Source organism: Leptolyngbya cf. ectocarpi LEGE 11479 (assembly GCF_015207065.1).
Taxonomy (GTDB): Bacteria; Cyanobacteriota; Cyanobacteriia; order Phormidesmidales; family Phormidesmidaceae; genus Leptothoe; species Leptothoe ectocarpi.
Map to the genome: position 1 here is coordinate 1 of NZ_JADEXP010000139.1, position 15,224 is coordinate 15,224.

Here is a 15,224-nt window from a genome sequence, read left to right on the forward strand (position 1 = left end):
GGCTTTGATCACCGGGTTATGAAGATTAGTAACGTATACTACTAATTGGAAGAATACGACCTGTGTTCGAACGTTTTTCCCTGTATGAAATCCCGGATACTAGCCGGGACCTGGTTTAGATAGCACTCAGATAAAGTTTTTAGGAGTTTTTTTATGCAGCATCGTGGCGTAACTGTTTGGTTTACCGGTTTGAGTGGTTCGGGAAAAACAACTATTAGCCAAGCTCTAGAGAAAAAGCTGCGGGCAGCGGGTGCCAAACTTGAAGTTCTCGACGGTGATATTGTACGGACCAACCTCACTAAAGGATTGGGGTTCAGTAAAGAAGATCGCGACGAGAATGTTCGCAGGATTGGGTTCGTTTCCCATTTGCTGACTCGCAACGGTGTGATTGTTCTGGTTTCGGCCATCTCTCCCTATCGCGATGTGCGCGATCAGGTGCGTCAGCGCATTGGCGACTTTGTGGAAGTGTATGCCAACACTCCGCTTGAAGTGTGTGAAGAGCGTGATGTTAAAGGTCTCTATAAAAAGGCCCGCTCTGGTGAAATCAAGAATTTTACCGGCATTAGCGACCCCTACGAAGAGCCCCTCACCCCTGAGGTTAGCTGTGAAACTGCCAATGAGACAGTTGATGAGTCGGTCAATAAGGTGATGGCCAAGCTGGAAGAGCTGGGCTATTTATCGCCTGCGGTTGTTTAATACTCAACACACTCTGGGAGGTTCAAAGCTTCTCGCTGAGTTTTTCTAGAGCCCATTGGGCTCTCGCTTGCACAGCTGGGGTGTCATCTTGATGCCGCAGCTGTTGCAGGCCACTAATAATGAGATCGGTTTGGGCTATCTGCATTGCCAGAGCCTCTAACCCGACGACAGCGGCATATCGTACCACCCATTCTTCGTCCCCAGTAGCCTGTAGGAGCACGGCCTGCGATCGCAGCATGGCTTCTGGGCGCTCGTGGTCACTGACTTTGTTCCAGCGAATGGTGCCCAACCCTCGGGCTGCTGCCCGCCGGACGCTGAGGGAAAAGTCGTTGGCGGCTTCGAGCAGTAGGGATTGCCCTCTGGGGTCGCCAATGCCAGCCAATGCCCGAATGGCCCAGGCTCGGGCGCCATAGTTATAGCCATCCAGTTTCTCCAATAGGGGAGATACCGACGGAATCCCAATTTGAACCAGACCTTCTACAGCGGCCACCGCCGCCCCTGGATTATTAAATCCCAGTACTTGAATCAGTGTGGGAATAGAGCGCTGATCGTTGAGGGCGGCTAAGTCTTCCACCGCATCTAGTAAGCCCTGGGCAGAATCTGCGTCGTTAACTGCTTGCAGACAGGTTTCAAAAGTTTTGAGGGCTTTGGGAGGATTTAGAGATGAGGACGCCATCACAACAAACTATCCATTAAGGTCATGACTCGACGGCTATCGTCAGAGAGGGAGGCTGAGCCAGAGGGTTGACTCGGTTCAAGCTGTCGTTCTAGTACACCTTTTAGGGCAATCAGCTTCATGCTGTTTTCTGCCAGCGTATTTGCGATCGCATCGGCTCCCGCTAAATAACCCACCGCACCTAGATCCATCAAGGCCGCCCGTCGCAGCTGTAGCTGTTCATGGTCCAATGCTTTAACCAAGCGTTCGGCATACTCAGCTTTTCCTGTGAGCTGATACATGGCCCGAGCCGCTGCATTACGCACCTGGGGAACATCATGCTCTAAAAACGGTGCGATAGTCGTGGCTAAATCCGCATTTCCCAAAGTGCCCAATGCCTCCAAAATGGCATTGTAAGGCTGGACCAAGTGAGGTTTGTCCTCCACCTGGACGGCTACCGCCACTCCTCCATCGAGCAAAGCAACAAGGTCGGGCACAGCAGCCGTATCACCTAAACTTTCAAGAGATTGGGCTGCCGTTTCGCGCACATAATAATCATCGCAGCGGAGACAGGCTAACAGAGCAGGCACCACCCGCTCATAGCCTTGACCAATTTTACCCAGAGCCCGAGCCACATTGCGGCGTAGGGGATACCCACCGTCTGGCGATCGATCGGTTTTATCTTCTAAGGCCAAGAGCAGCGCGTCTATGGCTTCTGGCTGACGCACCCGCATCTTACCCAGCCACCAGGCCGCATAGTAGCGCAACCCTGGATCGGCGGTCTGGTTAATATTTACAAACGCTTGGTCAAGGGTTAGCGGCTGACCGTCTGGGTTGTGGGGAACACCACTCACAAATCACCTCAAAAATTTAAACCACGGGCCTTAAAAACACGAGCCTCAGTACACGAGCTTCAGTATTAAAAATCCCAGAGATAGAAGCAAACGCCAATTAGCGATCGCAAACACCTCTGGGATAGAAATTGATACTCAACCACCACAGTAAGCTGCAGGGCTACAGTTTCAATTAGCTTAGAGTATTGATAGCGTAATCCAAGTAGGAGTTAGCTTCAGTAGCAGGGTCACCACTCAAACCGTGGTTAGCCTTGATGTACTTCAGCGCTTCAATGTACCAGCTAGGAGACAACTCGTAGGAACGGTTGATCTCATCTAGGCCAGCAATCAAGTACTCATCCATAGGACCAGTACCGCCTACAATCAGGCAGTAGGTAACCATGCGTAGGTAGTAACCAATGTCACGAACGCACTTATCTTTACCACGCTGATCGGCCGCATAGTTGGGGCCAGGAGTATTGGTGGTGAAAGGAAACTTGTTGTAGACCGCTTGAGCAGCACCAGAGCACAGGCTGTCAGCCTTTCCAGTCAGAGCATTAGCAGCTTCGATGCCAGCACTTGCTTGACGGAAACGACCAAAGGCAGACTGAATTTCAGTGGAGCTCAGGAAACGACCTTGCGAATCAGCAGTTGATACTGCTTCAGTCAGAGGGGTTTTCATTGCTTGAGATATCTCCCAAAGTTTCTAAAATAGACGGACAGAAAAAGAAGTAGATGATTAGAGAACTCTCTTTTTCTGCCAAATACCAACTTACTAAGGACTACTTAGAAAGTTAACTTAGCCAACAGCTGAAGCTGCACGATCAAAGTAACCACCAATCTCAGACATGAGACTGCTGCAGTCACCAGAAGTGATGCCGTTGCGATCGTTAGCGATTGCAATAGCAGCTTCCTTCATTTTTTGAACGCCAACGGCAACCGAAGCACCGGGAGTACCAAGCGCAAGATAGGTCTCACGCAGACCGTTCAAGCAACGATCTTCAAGTACGCTAGCATCGCCAGCGAACGTGGCATATGTTACATAGCGCAAGATGATTTCCATATCGCGCAAGCAAGCAGCGTTCCGACGGCTAGTATAAGCGTTACCACCGGGAGCGATTAGCGAGGGCTGCTCGGCAAACAGGGCACGAGCGGCGTTAGTTACGATAGCGGACGCATTACTAGTGATACGGTTGACCGCATCCATACGCTTATTGCTGTCAGCAACCATTGCTGACAAAGCGTCCAATTGAGCACTGCTGAGATATTCGCCTCTTGCATCAGCCTGGGAGACGACCTTAGCAAACGCATCAAACATAGATTGACTCTCCTAAATTTGATTCGTCGAAGTAAGTTTCCAAAAAGTGGGGACGAGAACCCGTCAAGTAACTGTATCAAAAAACAGTTTCATAAAGAGATGGACGAATGCAGACAACCTGAAACATCTTTCACAGAAGCCATTAATCATCTCAGCAAACTTCGCTCTCCCCAATTTGAAGATTAAAGCGAATAGGGGACGAATCTAACAAAGTTAAAGAAACTTCACCTTAAGCAATAGATGCTCTGGGACGTCTGTGAAAAACAGCTACAAGTCTGTCTATCAAGAGCCATCAGTCTATTTTATATACTGCGGTGGGGTCGCAATATATTACGAATTATAAGGGGTGTAAGGATTTGCTAACAGACAAGACGGATAAAAATACGCTAATTTGACTAGCTGCATTCATGAATCTGCGTCTGGCAGGTCAATCCCTTACAGCTCATGACTTCACCCTTCTGTCAAGTAGAAAAGCCAAAGAAAATTGAGAGAATTATATCGTTACATTTCTCGCTGTCTTCTCAGTATTTACCGGAAGCATTTGCCGGAAATATCTGCCGAAAAAAATGGTTAGGGACTCTGAATGGTAAGGGTAGGATTAAGCAATTTGCAGGTGGCGTTCTAAATCGAACAAGAAGCCATGGATATATTCTTCAGTCCACTCGGCACCGTAATAGCGGGTTAGCATGCCTCGGGCTGGGTCTTTCTCAGCTCGATATCGGATATAGCTCAGCTGGGCGGCTTCAATGGCTTTGAGCTGGGCTGGATCGGTCACTGGCTGGGCTTGCTCTACAAAGTCTAGGTAGGCATTCAGATAGTCTTTAAACGCATCGAACACGTGGGTGGTGACCGCCTCTGTCTGAGCGGGGCGAGTCCACAAAAAAGCGGGAGAAAAGAAAGGCTGGGCTTCTTCTGGAAAATCGCCGCCCCAGGGTAGATGCTGCTGATAGCGCTCGAACATGGGCATAATCGGCTGGCTATAGCGGGCCTGATAGTCAGGGCTATCGCGAAAAAGTGGCTGCATATCAATAGCGATGAGGTGACCGCCAGGCAATGTCACCAAGTCTCCGCCAAAAAAAGGTAGGTCGTACTCTAACCGGGGGAAGATCACAAAGTTGAGCACCTGCAAACTGTCACCTGCTTGCACATGGGCCGCCCGAATCTGTCTGAGCTTCGGGGAGCAGTAGCCATGACTGGTGGTGTGTACGGTCACGGTACGCTTGCCCTTGCCCGTGGTGGCGGTGTTGCTCTCAAAGCCAGCTGGAATTGGGTATGGGGAAAGCGCTAAGCGATCTTGGAGAGTTGCGATCGCATAGTCTAAAAACGGTTGGTATAGGGTCATGGAAATAACAGTAAGGGGGTAGCCCCGAAGACTACCCTACGACATCAGTATGGGCGCAGCCTACGACTAATGAGCCTGAACAGCGAGTGGAGCTGCATCCTCAAACAAAAACTCGTAGAGAAAACGATCGGCCCACTCCGACCCAAAATAGCTGCTGAATAGCCCGTGGGCCGGATCGCGCTCAGCACTGTACTGATCGTAATCAATCTGAGCTTTTCTAACCCGTGCGATTTCCTGCTCCGTGGTAAGCGGAGTTGCTTCAGCAAGGATCTTCCAGTAGAGGTCTAGATAGTCTTTAAACGCGGCCAAAACCCGAGTGGATACGGTTTCAGTGTCTGTCTTGGCAAACAACAAATACTTTGAAAAGTATTGATTAGCATCATAGAATTTCATTTCTAGCCCTTGGGCCAGCTCGGCATAGTTGTCCCGTAGCTCTTTGAGCGGCATCAAATACTTGGCTTCGTAGGCTTCATCCTGAAACAAAGGCTGAAAATCAAGAACAATTAAATTTTTGACTTTGCCAAAAGACAAAAAGTCAATTCCTAATAGGGGCACATCGTAACAATGACTGGGATAAAGGACACTGTTAAATATTTGGGCCCCCTTACCGGCATCAATGTAGGTATAGCGAATCTTGCGAAGCTCGGGTGACTGATAGCACCAACTTTGAATCGAAGCTGGGTGCCGTCCGCGCTCGCTGATTTGACATTCCAAGCCTTTCGGAATGTCTCGCGGTTGAAGTTCAAATTTCTCTTTTAAAGAGGTTTCTAAATGCTCTAGGAAAGGGCGGTACATTTGTCTGCGCCTGATAATTGATAACGGTTACGACAGATACCCTCTGCCACTGGCAGCATAGGAGATATCTAAGAGCTGTGTCCTGTTTATTAGAGACAAAGACACATTCCGTTACATCATACCGTAGGCAGTCGAGCCGCATTTCTTTGGACCATTGCGGCGAGGTCATTCTGGGTGACAAAGCGTCGCTCTGAGCAGTAGGTCATGAGATTGATGCCGTTGGCAAGGCGGGCGGTGCTCACCCGCACGCGAAAGTCATCGGAGAGAAACCAACACCGTTCTTGGCCCTGATTTTTGTCATATTCATTGTCGATGGTCAGGACACCATCATCGGCAAAGCCATAGCGCCCCACCACTGGCATATTTTCCACATAGCCCCGATCCCGCAGGAGCTGACCAGCGCGGCCGCTCTCGTTGTTGGGAATATCGACCAAAATAGCCGCGTATTTAGAGTCATAGGTAAACTCTTTAGTGTTGGACTGCCAAGAAAACTGGGCTGCCCCTGCGGCTTTACTCGGTTCTACTCCTTGACTCTTACAAATTTCTATGATGCGTGGATCTTGAGCTTCGATAACATCCACAATCAAGTTAGACTCTCCCGATTCATCGGCTACCGAATCAAAGTGATGTACGGCCCGCTGAATAAACCAGATGCCTTCACTTTTGCGAAAGAAATCCATCATGGTCATAGGAGTCTGAAATGGCATAGGATACCGTCCGTGTTAAATAAACATTTTGCTAAGAAGGGTGTTCAGGGGCACTGTTACACTGGCCTTGAAGAACATCTTTGTAATTCTCTTCACCGTTGCTGATTTTTGGGCTGAACCTTTCTGTCATGGGGCTAATTTGTCAGCACCTCACAGATTAATTTATATCGAGGTATATCGAGGATTGATCCCGAGGCTCAGCAATGTTCACCTCTATCTTCTACAAAGTTTAGCTATCTATGAGCCATCTCGAAACTCCAAGCTTAGATGCGTCTTTGCTAGAGCGCTTATCGGTCCAGCGAGATTTGGCAGGGGCTGCTCTCACTGATAAAGATTTGCGCGGGTTTGATTTGTATCGGGTAAATTTATCGGCGGCAAATCTGGCCGGTAGCTGTCTCCAGGGAGTTACTCTGATTGGCGCTAACCTGTCAGGCGCTACCCTGCACAAGGCTGAGCTGCAGCAGGCTGATCTGCGGGGAGTGAATCTCACGGATGCGGATCTAAGCGGCGCTGATCTAACCGGTGCATTTATTCATCGAGCAGATCTACGGGGTGCTAACTTGAGCGGTGCCGGGTTGGATCAGGCTCAATTAAACATTGCTCTCTACGATGATCAGACCCAGTGGCCAGAAGGCTTTCGGCACAAAATTTCTGGGGCGGTAGGACCAGGAGCTGTACTGAATGGAGCGTTTTTAAATACGGCTGATTTGCGGGGGGCTGATTTGCGGGGAGCTAAGCTTTTGGGGGCTTACCTCAGTGGTGCCAACCTAACTGGGGCACTCCTGGATGATGCCAGTTTGAGCGGCGCTAACCTGCAGAAGGCTTTTCTCACAGGGGCCAGTCTCCGCCATGCCCGAGTCAGCGGGACTGAGTTTCAAAAAGCCGATCTGCGGGCTAGCGATCTAACGGGTGTGGACTTTGAGATGGTAGGCAGCATTGCCGGAGCCGACTTTACAATGGCCCAGGGACTTACCCCAACGTCCAGAGGGCAACTTTTGAGGCACCCCACCAGTGAACTGGATGTATGGAACGGCCTGACCCGTAACACAACCCGCCGGAGCTTAGAGCTAGAGCAGGATAAGCAGTAAAGTCGTCCCCCCTCAGCGACAAGGTGTTTAGTCTCAGTGGCCCGCACTGGTTAGGCCCGTGTCTCTAAGTACTGACCGATCATTATTTCTTGACCGGCCCGCGAAATAATGGTTTGGCGGGTGCGGTAGCTGTCGCCGACCAGCTTGAGTTCCTCATCAAAGGCAGAGCCGCTGTATTCGGTGTGCAGCTGCATGGTGTTGCGATCGCGAAATTGATAGGTGGCCACAACGGGTTTTGGGGTGGCAAACCCTCGGTCGCGATAGAGGATGTCACCTTGAATACCAAAAATCGTAGAGCCAGTAGCCTGTTTTCGACTGGGGCTCAGGTAGTTACTTTCCCATGAGGATTTTGCGCCGCACACCAGTGCCCGGTCCAGACCATGCATAGCTGCTAACTCTTTGAGAGCAGGATGCTCAGGTTCTAAAAACTCGACTTCTAGAGCACTCACAACCTCCTGGGCTTCACCATTTTTGAGGGTGTAGTAACGGCGCTGGGATGTCCAGGCGCCAGCCGACTGCTTAAAAAAACGGATAGCCAGGGTTTCTAGGGGGTTGGCGGAGGTAGTAATCACAGATAATGACATAGAATCTAGGACCTTAAGTTTAAGCGACGCACCTGAATGCAAGCTATGACGAAACAAATTTATATTTATTTACATTCAAGGTAGCGAAAATCCCTGGAAACGGCAATAAAGCCTTAGTAAAGGGACATCGACCTTGAGCTGCCTCAGGTTGACCCAATCAGTCTCCTGCTGAAGGGGAATCTAACAGCACTTTCAGTTTGAAGCTGTAGCCGTCTCTACAGTTCTTGTTCAAGGCCACTCAATCTAACAAATCACAAAGCGTATGGCCCTGGGATATAGCTACAGGCCAGTGGTGTGATTCTCCGCACTAACCTTCAATTTACCAAACCTTCCAGGGCTGCGGCCACCACTTTATGGTGCTGATCCTGACGCAGCTCTAGTGAGGCGTCTTTCGCCGCTGGTGCATTAAAGCATTTGAGGGCATAGGCTACATGCATGCGCGTGTACCAGTTTTCTGCCGTTTTGAGGGACAAAATTGCAGCCAGTGCAGCCTCGGCCTGGTCGGTTTTTGCCAGGGTGCTGAGATGATCTACACCCGCATTAATCAGGGTTAAATCGGTGTCCTTAATGGCAGTTAGGCAAATGTCAAGCATATGGACCGGGCTATTGAGGTCGATCATGGCGGCCAAAATGCTCCGCCGCACCAGCCAGTGGTGATTGGCGTGGAAGGTGTTAACTAGGTGCAACGTGGCGGTGTCACCATACATAGCTAAGGAGTTGGCCGCCTCTGCCTGCACGTTATTATCTGGATCTGTATTCATCATGTTCAGCAAGGCTGCAAACCCAGCATCGCTGCGCTTACGGCCCAGACCCATGGCTACAAAGGAACGTACTAAAAAAGCAGCATCGTTTGTTTTGCCCAGCAGTAGCGGGCTGGCGATGTCGGCGTCATAATCTTTAAGGGCTACGATCCCCTTCAGTCGCTCTTGAGAATCGGAGTGCTCAAGGACATGTTTGATATCGGAGAGTTCCATAGAATGTGTGAGTCAGGATATGTGAATCGGGTTGAATAAACCGAACGGTATCGGCTCATTTACAAAGCTTTACTTTTAGGTCGGTTTTGATCAACGATTTCTATCTTAATTGTAACATTTTGCAAAGATAATGAGAAAGCGTAGGAATAATTATGGTGTCGCCCCTTAGTCCTCGGGTCAAAGAGTTAATTTTGAAAGCGCGAATTGTCAGCTTTGAGGGCTGGCAGGACCAGTTTGGAGCGGATGCGATCGCAGCTTTACAAACCGCTGACGATGAACGCTGCTACCTGGATGATGCTGTGCTAGAGACTATGGCTGGCGGGACAATAGCCCGTGCTCTACGGAATCACGCCAGCGTTATTGTCGATGGCGCTCGGGCCCAGCTCCTAGTGCAATTTCCAGGCATTACCGAGCCTGGGGGAGGGCTGTACCCCGCCGTGCGAGCCGAAGCCTGCTGGCGAGATTTTTGGCATTTTTTACGCTGTACCACCTATGGCATTGCGGCTCAGCGGACTGATTACACTAGCGCCACTGGCTTGACTTACATGGAGCAGCTTTACCATGAGCTACACGTACCCCTAGATGCCATGGTGTATGGGCTGAGCGCCCTCAAAATGGCTAGCAAGCAACAGCTTACCCAGCTAGATTTAGCCTTTGACGATGACCATGTCACCCCCTATTTTGACCATTTGATTCAGGCGCTGAGTCAGTTTCATGCGACTGATTGAGCCTGTCTTAAGCGATTCGCCATTCCCAACCCTTGGGGTTTAACCTCATTCGTCTCATTTTTTACTGAGAGTTGTGTACTTTTGTATCTTTAGCAAAAAGATTCAGAGGTAATTGGGGACGTTTGCTATTGCTTGGCAACCGGAAGGTGAAGTAGCCTTTCAATAAGGGTTTGATGCACTTATCAGTAGATTTAAAAAAACGTTCCACTGACTCCAGCAATAGCATTCTGTGCAAATTTCGTGCAGTTTATAATTCTTGATGATTAGAAGCCACTCTTATATACGAAGATGTTACCTAGTGAGTGTTTATGCCCAGTTTCGGTACGACTTAATCTGAGCTTCCTACGCTAGTTTGGCGGGTTCAGCCTGCGATCTTAGCGATTTTGCAAGGGGTTCAGTACTGCTTTAAGGGCAGAGTCACCCCTAAGCTTCTTAACATTCCGAGATAAATTATTTAGACCATTGTTGTCGTCTAGGAGATAGCATTAATGGCTTTTGGACCAGCTTCACGATTGGGCGTGAGCCTTTTCGACGAGACCCCTCCAGTCGAGTGGGTTCCTGGCCTTGATAGTGAGGGCCTCGAGTCTATTATCAAAGCCGTCTACAGACAGGTTTTAGGTAACGCTTATGTGATGGAGAGCGAGCGCCTAGCGGTGCCCGAATCCCAGTTTAAGCGCGGCGAGCTGACCGTACGTGATTTTGTTCGTGCAGTCGCTAAATCAGATATGTACCGTGCTCGCTTTTTTGAGAGCTGCCCTCGGTACCGCAATATTGAACTCAACTTTCGACATCTGCTAGGTCGAGCTCCCAATAGCTTCGCAGAGATGAAGGCCCACAGTGCCATCCTTGACACCGAAGGCTTTGAAGCTGAGATCGATTCTTACGTCGATAGTGACGAGTATCAAACTGTCTTCGGTCAAGACTTTGTACCCTACATTCGTGGTTACAAGACTGAAGCTAGCAATATGGTCGGGTTTACCCACACCTTTGAATTGGTGCGCGGTGCTTCCAGTAGCTCCCTAAAAGGCAGCATCAACGGGAAGAAACCTCGTCTAAACTCATTGGTGATCAATGCGATACCGACTCCTGTTGTATCACCGTCATCTGCTGGAGGAGCCTTCCAGACTCCCGACGACTCCTCTCGCTCTCGCCACGGCGTTGGTGCGGGTGCTAACGGCAAGATCTATCGGGTTGAAGTTACCAGCTATCGCTCTAACGCTGTCAATCGTGTATCCAAGTTCCGCCGCGCCAATAAGGTGTACATGGTTCCCTTTGACAAGCTCTCCCAAGAGTATCAGCGCATTCATAAGCAGGGTGGCGTAATTGCCAGTATTACTCCTGTTTCCTAGGTAAGACCTAACCAGCTAGGGTGTTTCACAGCTATGTGCTTACTCTAGCTGGTTATTTAATAGCTGTTTGTTGAGACTGTTTAATAATTATCAGTAGGAGATTTCCGATGACAACGTTTGAGTTGTGGCCTGTTAGCAGCAGCACAGATAAACAAGCTGTGATTAATGCTGTTTACCGTCATGTTTTGGGTAACCCCCATGTCATGGATAGTGAGCGTCTAGTTACTGCTGAATCTCAGCTGTGTGATGGCAGTCTTTCCGTGCGTGACTTTGTGCGTGCTGTCGGTAAATCTGATTTTTATCGCAGTCGCTATTTTGAAAAATGTGCTCCTTACCGATTTGTAGAGCTTAACTTCATGCATTTCTTAGGGCGTGCTCCTGAGAGTCAGGCTGAGCTGTCCGAGCATATTCGTCGCTGTGTGGAAGAAGGCTACGATGCTGAAATTGATTCCTACATTGACAGTGATGAATACCAGGCTCGCTTTGGTGAGAATGTTGTGCCATTCTACAATGCTAGCGTTACTCAGGTGGGTCAATCTCAGGTAAGCTACAACCGTATTTTTGCTCTTGATCGCGGTCCTGCTCAGGTTAGCAGTGCGGTGAAGTCAGCTCAGCTCGTGTCTCAGGTAGCTGGTGCTGAGAAGGGTAATAAAGTTAAGCGTGCAGCAACTAACCTAAATTCAGGGACTACTAAGCGCTTCAAGATTAAGACCACAGCCGCTAAATTTGATGCGCCCCGTCGTGTCAGCATGAACGAATACATCGTATCAGCTGACAAAATGACGCCCCAGATTCAGCGTATTCACCGCACGGGTGCCAAGATTGTTAGCATCACTGAGATTGTTTAGGTTTTAAATAACTTAGACTTGATTGGCCATCTTGTTTGTCAAGATGGCCTATTTCGTAGGTTTAAAGTTGTTACCTATAGAAAACTAAAATTGCATTGTGCATCCTTCGAGAGATGCCTAAAACGTCTATATGACGGCACTTTTAGTTCGAATAGTAGCTTGCTTTACTCTCTGACTGCGGATGTAATAGCTTTCATTGTTAAGAAGTTTAAAGTTGCTCTCATTTTACTCTCGAAATCCGATATCTGTCTAAATAAGGCACTGTTGCTGAGTGTCAGCTTCAAGAATCGTAGTCGTGCTCAGATCGAGATAGATAGCTGACTCTGTTGGTCTGGAAAATTCTTTTTGATGCTTCTGCGATTAGTCTGCCATCCGTCATCTAGCCCTGCTTACGAGGTTAGTTTGAACGGTGAGCCTTTAGTAAACTCGACTCTAAGTTTCGGAGAACACCTTCGTACTGGTCAGTTAATCATCACTATTATTTAGGAGAAACGGTTATGTCACTATGGATCAATGATGCTGCGGTTGAATTGCGTCCCAACGCCACCGAAGAAGACTTGCAGGTTGTCATTCGTGCGGTCTATAAGCAAGTTTTGGGTAATGCCCATGTGTTGGAGAGCCAGCTACTCACGAGTGCAGAGTCCATGTTAAGAAATGGTGAGATCACTGTGAGAGGCTTCGTCCGGTCTGTGGCCACATCGGATCTCTACAAGGCTCGCTTCTTTGAAAACTCCTCTCCTTACCGCTTTATTGAGCTGAACTTTAAGCATTTACTGGGCCGTGCTCCCCAGGATCAATCAGAAATTTCTGCCCACGTGCAGACCTACAATGCGGCTGGCTATGACGCTGAAATCGATTCCTATTTAGGAAGTGATGAGTATCTCGCAGCTTTTGGTGAAAACGTTGTTCCCTATGCCTGTGGTGCTAGCACCCAGACGGGTATCAAGAATGTCGCGTTTAATCGTTTGTTTGCACTTGATCGGGGCTATGCGGCCAACGATACGGGTGCCTCTGCCAAGTTGATCAGTGATGTAGCCGGTAACTTGGGCACCAAAATCAAATCACCAGCCACTGGTTCAGGCGCTTACAGCAATACGGGTAAGCGTTTCCGCATCGTAGCGTCTAAGGCGAACTTTGGTAGTCGAGTTACTAAGAGTAACTATAGTGTGGAGGTTGGCTACGGTCAGTTATCCAACCGTATTCAGGCTATGCAGCGCTCTGGTGCCAAAATTGTTACCATCGCAGAGGTGTAGTTTCTTGCCCTAGGTCTTGATATGGGTAAAGCCTTCAGGGACAGGTAGATCTGCATACCGTTTCCTGAAGGCTTTTGGTTGATTGGCATCCTTTCAGGGTTACCTAAAGAGATAGAGAGATACAATAATAGGCTGATTAAGACTTTAGTTTAACCTCAATGGATATTGAAACCTTTGTCGAGCGCTCGCTGGGAGAATGGCGCTCTCAGCGTAGTGCCCATCACTTAGCGTTTGCACACTTTGAAGAAGTTCTTTCTACGATTAACATCGAATCGATGAGTGTGGATGCCCCTGGGGTGTTAGAGCTTTGTCAGCGTTATGAAGTTTCTCCTGATTCAATTGTGAGTCCGTTTAGGATGAGTTGGAAAGGTGAGTCCGATTGGGATGAGGAGCAGGTGATCGAAGGATCTACAATCTTGGTGCCTGTACCCACAGGTGCCATGACTGGCAAGCTCCTGCGCGAACAGGGTTATGCGGAGACCATGGAGTCAATGGGGACCTATACCCTGACGGATGATGGGACATTTATTCTGACAACTGCTTATGAGCGAGCCGCAGCTGAGGAGAAAATTTGGTTTGCTACTCCCAACTTACGGTTTCGAGTTTCATTGATTAAAACCAGTAGCGGTAAAGGGGTAACGACTGCTAGCTTTTCTTCCGAGGTGCGGCGTAGTGCTAGCTCGTAAGCTAGCGATCTAAGAAAGCAAGGTGCCCTAATTTTTATAATGGATCCATATTGAAAACTGGAATATTTATTTAAGCAATGGTGCTTTCTAGTAATACCGACGTCTCCTATTCTCAGGATTTTATAACCCTTGCCCGTTGGATGTCTGGGGACTTTAGTAATCAACAGCAAGCCTTTGATGCACCCACGAAATTCGCCCACATTCGCATTTTCTTTCGCCCATTACCCTATGACTTTTTCTCAGGGGTAGGGCTGTATTCTGAACAAACTCAGGATTATGATCTGTGGATGCCCTATCGTCAGGGTATTCATCGTCTTGTTGACAAGGGTGATCGCATCTATATTGAAAATTATGGGATCAAAGATCGGCTACTGTACGCCGGAGCGGGTCATAACATAGATATTCTGAAAACCATTACTCCTGATTGCATTGAGCGTCGTCAAGGCTGCTCAATGGTGTTTAAGCGCGCGGGGGATATGTTTGTTGGTAGCGTAGAACCGGGTAAGGCCTGCATTATCCCCAAACAAGGTAAAGTCACCTATCTCACCAGCCATGTGGAAATTACTGCAAGCACCTGGATGAGCATTGATCAGGGAATGGATGTTGAGACCGACGAGTATGTATGGGGGTCAACAGAAGGAATTTTGCAGTTCCGCAAGCGTACCAGTTTCGAACATGAATTACCTATATAAAGAGCGTGAAGCAGACCTTGACACAGACTGTAACGCGGTTCAGATTTCCATGCTCCCTCCCCAAGCCCAAAAAAAAATGAAAGCGTGGATCCGCAGCCGTCATCTGATTCGCTCGGGTAACTTCTTTGTGTTTGAAACCGTTGAATATTCAACGGTAGAAAAGTTCCAAGACTGTCTTACAGCCTTGGGCGGCACCTTGATTTGCGTCAATCCTGTTAAGAAAATCTGGATTGGTCAGCATCGACGCGTGGTGTTGTATCAAGCCAAGGCCAGTCTCCACACCCCCCACCACGATTTGCAACAGTATTGGATTAAGTACGGCAGCTTTCACACCCGTTTTGATGAACGGATATAGGGTCTGAAAATTAGCAAACTGTGGTCTTTGTAACGGAATATTGCTTTCTTTTCATTAATTGAGACAGTGGTAACCGCAATTCTTTATTGTCTCTATGGTGACTAAAACAAACACAGTGAGTTTGTTGTCACTATGAAAAGTTTTTAACAAAACAAGGAGAGCTCTCAATGCTTGACGCTTTTTCTAGAGCGGTTGTATCCGCTGATGCTAGTACTGCTGCTGTCGGCGACCTAGCAGACCTGAAGGCATTTGTTGCCAGCGGCAACCGTCGTCTAGATGCAGTAAACGCCATTGCATCAAACGCTAGCTGCATGGTATCTG

At 48.6% G+C, this 15,224-nt stretch carries 18 protein-coding genes and 1 pseudogene; 10 read left to right on the forward strand and 9 right to left on the reverse strand.

All coding sequences use genetic code 11. The features are described from left to right. Nucleotides 1-153 precede the first annotated feature (153 nt). Complete coding sequence (cysC, locus tag IQ260_RS15520) at nucleotides 154-696, forward strand: adenylyl-sulfate kinase (protein WP_193994014.1); 543 nt, start codon at nucleotides 154-156, stop codon at nucleotides 694-696. A gap of 22 nt (nucleotides 697-718) precedes the next feature. On the opposite strand, the gene IQ260_RS15525 is transcribed toward cysC, so the two are convergent. From IQ260_RS15525 to IQ260_RS15555, 7 genes are all read right to left on the reverse strand, one after another. Then, the gene (locus IQ260_RS15525; protein ID WP_193994015.1) at nucleotides 719-1,372 is read right to left on the reverse strand and encodes a HEAT repeat domain-containing protein; all 654 of its coding nucleotides are present in this window, start codon (nucleotides 1,370-1,372) and stop codon (nucleotides 719-721) included. Next, the gene (locus IQ260_RS15530) at nucleotides 1,372-2,205 is read right to left on the reverse strand and encodes a HEAT repeat domain-containing protein (protein ID WP_193994016.1); all 834 of its coding nucleotides are present in this window, start codon (nucleotides 2,203-2,205) and stop codon (nucleotides 1,372-1,374) included. Before IQ260_RS15530 ends, IQ260_RS15525 begins: the two co-directional genes overlap by 1 nt. Nucleotides 2,206-2,377: 172 nt before the next feature. Next, nucleotides 2,378-2,866 (reverse strand): phycocyanin subunit alpha, encoded by a 489-nt coding sequence (gene cpcA / locus IQ260_RS15535; protein WP_193994017.1) that lies wholly within the window; start codon nucleotides 2,864-2,866, stop codon nucleotides 2,378-2,380. Between the two features lie 117 nt (nucleotides 2,867-2,983). Then, on the reverse strand, nucleotides 2,984-3,502 hold the full coding sequence (locus IQ260_RS15540; RefSeq protein WP_193994018.1) for a phycocyanin subunit beta: 519 nt from the start codon (nucleotides 3,500-3,502) through the stop codon (nucleotides 2,984-2,986). 598 nt (nucleotides 3,503-4,100) lie between these two features. Continuing rightward, complete coding sequence (locus tag IQ260_RS15545) at nucleotides 4,101-4,844, reverse strand: phycoerythrobilin:ferredoxin oxidoreductase (protein WP_193994019.1); 744 nt, start codon at nucleotides 4,842-4,844, stop codon at nucleotides 4,101-4,103. A gap of 66 nt (nucleotides 4,845-4,910) precedes the next feature. Continuing rightward, nucleotides 4,911-5,639, reverse strand: coding sequence for a 15,16-dihydrobiliverdin:ferredoxin oxidoreductase (locus IQ260_RS15550; protein ID WP_193994020.1), 729 nt, complete (start codon nucleotides 5,637-5,639; stop codon nucleotides 4,911-4,913). A 116-nt stretch (nucleotides 5,640-5,755) separates the two neighbouring features. Continuing rightward, nucleotides 5,756-6,346, reverse strand: a complete 591-nt coding sequence (locus IQ260_RS15555; RefSeq protein WP_193994021.1) for a phycobiliprotein lyase — start codon at nucleotides 6,344-6,346, stop codon at nucleotides 5,756-5,758. Nucleotides 6,347-6,585: 239 nt separating this feature from the next. On the opposite strand from IQ260_RS15555, the gene IQ260_RS15560 reads away from it, so the two are divergent. Next, the gene (locus tag IQ260_RS15560; protein ID WP_193994022.1) at nucleotides 6,586-7,434 is read left to right on the forward strand and encodes a pentapeptide repeat-containing protein; all 849 of its coding nucleotides are present in this window, start codon (nucleotides 6,586-6,588) and stop codon (nucleotides 7,432-7,434) included. 50 nt (nucleotides 7,435-7,484) lie between these two features. On the opposite strand, the gene IQ260_RS15565 is transcribed toward IQ260_RS15560, so the two are convergent. Together IQ260_RS15565 and IQ260_RS15570 are read right to left on the reverse strand one after the other, a co-directional pair. Beyond that, nucleotides 7,485-8,018, reverse strand: coding sequence for a phycobiliprotein lyase (locus IQ260_RS15565; protein ID WP_193994023.1), 534 nt, complete (start codon nucleotides 8,016-8,018; stop codon nucleotides 7,485-7,487). 314 nt (nucleotides 8,019-8,332) lie between these two features. After that, nucleotides 8,333-8,992: a HEAT repeat domain-containing protein gene (locus IQ260_RS15570; protein ID WP_193994024.1), complete on the reverse strand. Its 660-nt coding sequence runs from the start codon at nucleotides 8,990-8,992 to the stop codon at nucleotides 8,333-8,335. 152 nt (nucleotides 8,993-9,144) lie between these two features. On the opposite strand from IQ260_RS15570, the gene IQ260_RS15575 reads away from it, so the two are divergent. From IQ260_RS15575 to cpeB, 8 genes and pseudogenes are all read left to right on the forward strand, one after another. Beyond that, complete coding sequence (locus tag IQ260_RS15575; RefSeq protein WP_193994025.1) at nucleotides 9,145-9,720, forward strand: globin family protein; 576 nt, start codon at nucleotides 9,145-9,147, stop codon at nucleotides 9,718-9,720. A 488-nt stretch (nucleotides 9,721-10,208) separates the two neighbouring features. Further along, nucleotides 10,209-11,069, forward strand: a complete 861-nt coding sequence (locus tag IQ260_RS15580) for a phycobilisome linker polypeptide (protein ID WP_193994026.1) — start codon at nucleotides 10,209-10,211, stop codon at nucleotides 11,067-11,069. A gap of 107 nt (nucleotides 11,070-11,176) precedes the next feature. Beyond that, complete coding sequence (locus IQ260_RS15585; protein ID WP_193994027.1) at nucleotides 11,177-11,917, forward strand: phycobilisome rod-core linker polypeptide; 741 nt, start codon at nucleotides 11,177-11,179, stop codon at nucleotides 11,915-11,917. A gap of 497 nt (nucleotides 11,918-12,414) precedes the next feature. Further along, on the forward strand, nucleotides 12,415-13,170 hold the full coding sequence (locus tag IQ260_RS15590) for a phycobilisome rod-core linker polypeptide (protein ID WP_193994028.1): 756 nt from the start codon (nucleotides 12,415-12,417) through the stop codon (nucleotides 13,168-13,170). A gap of 158 nt (nucleotides 13,171-13,328) precedes the next feature. Next, nucleotides 13,329-13,856, forward strand: a complete 528-nt coding sequence (locus tag IQ260_RS15595; protein ID WP_193994029.1) for a phycobiliprotein lyase — start codon at nucleotides 13,329-13,331, stop codon at nucleotides 13,854-13,856. Nucleotides 13,857-13,933: 77 nt separating this feature from the next. Next, entirely contained in the window at nucleotides 13,934-14,548 is a 615-nt protein-coding gene (locus IQ260_RS15600) for a chromophore lyase CpcT/CpeT (protein WP_193994030.1), read from the forward strand. A 76-nt stretch (nucleotides 14,549-14,624) separates the two neighbouring features. Beyond that, nucleotides 14,625-14,903, forward strand: coding sequence for a CpeR family transcriptional regulator (locus tag IQ260_RS15605; RefSeq protein ID WP_228016155.1), 279 nt, complete (start codon nucleotides 14,625-14,627; stop codon nucleotides 14,901-14,903). Between the two features lie 167 nt (nucleotides 14,904-15,070). After that, nucleotides 15,071-15,224: pseudogene (cpeB, locus tag IQ260_RS15610) on the forward strand (C-phycoerythrin subunit beta); the annotation flags it as partial.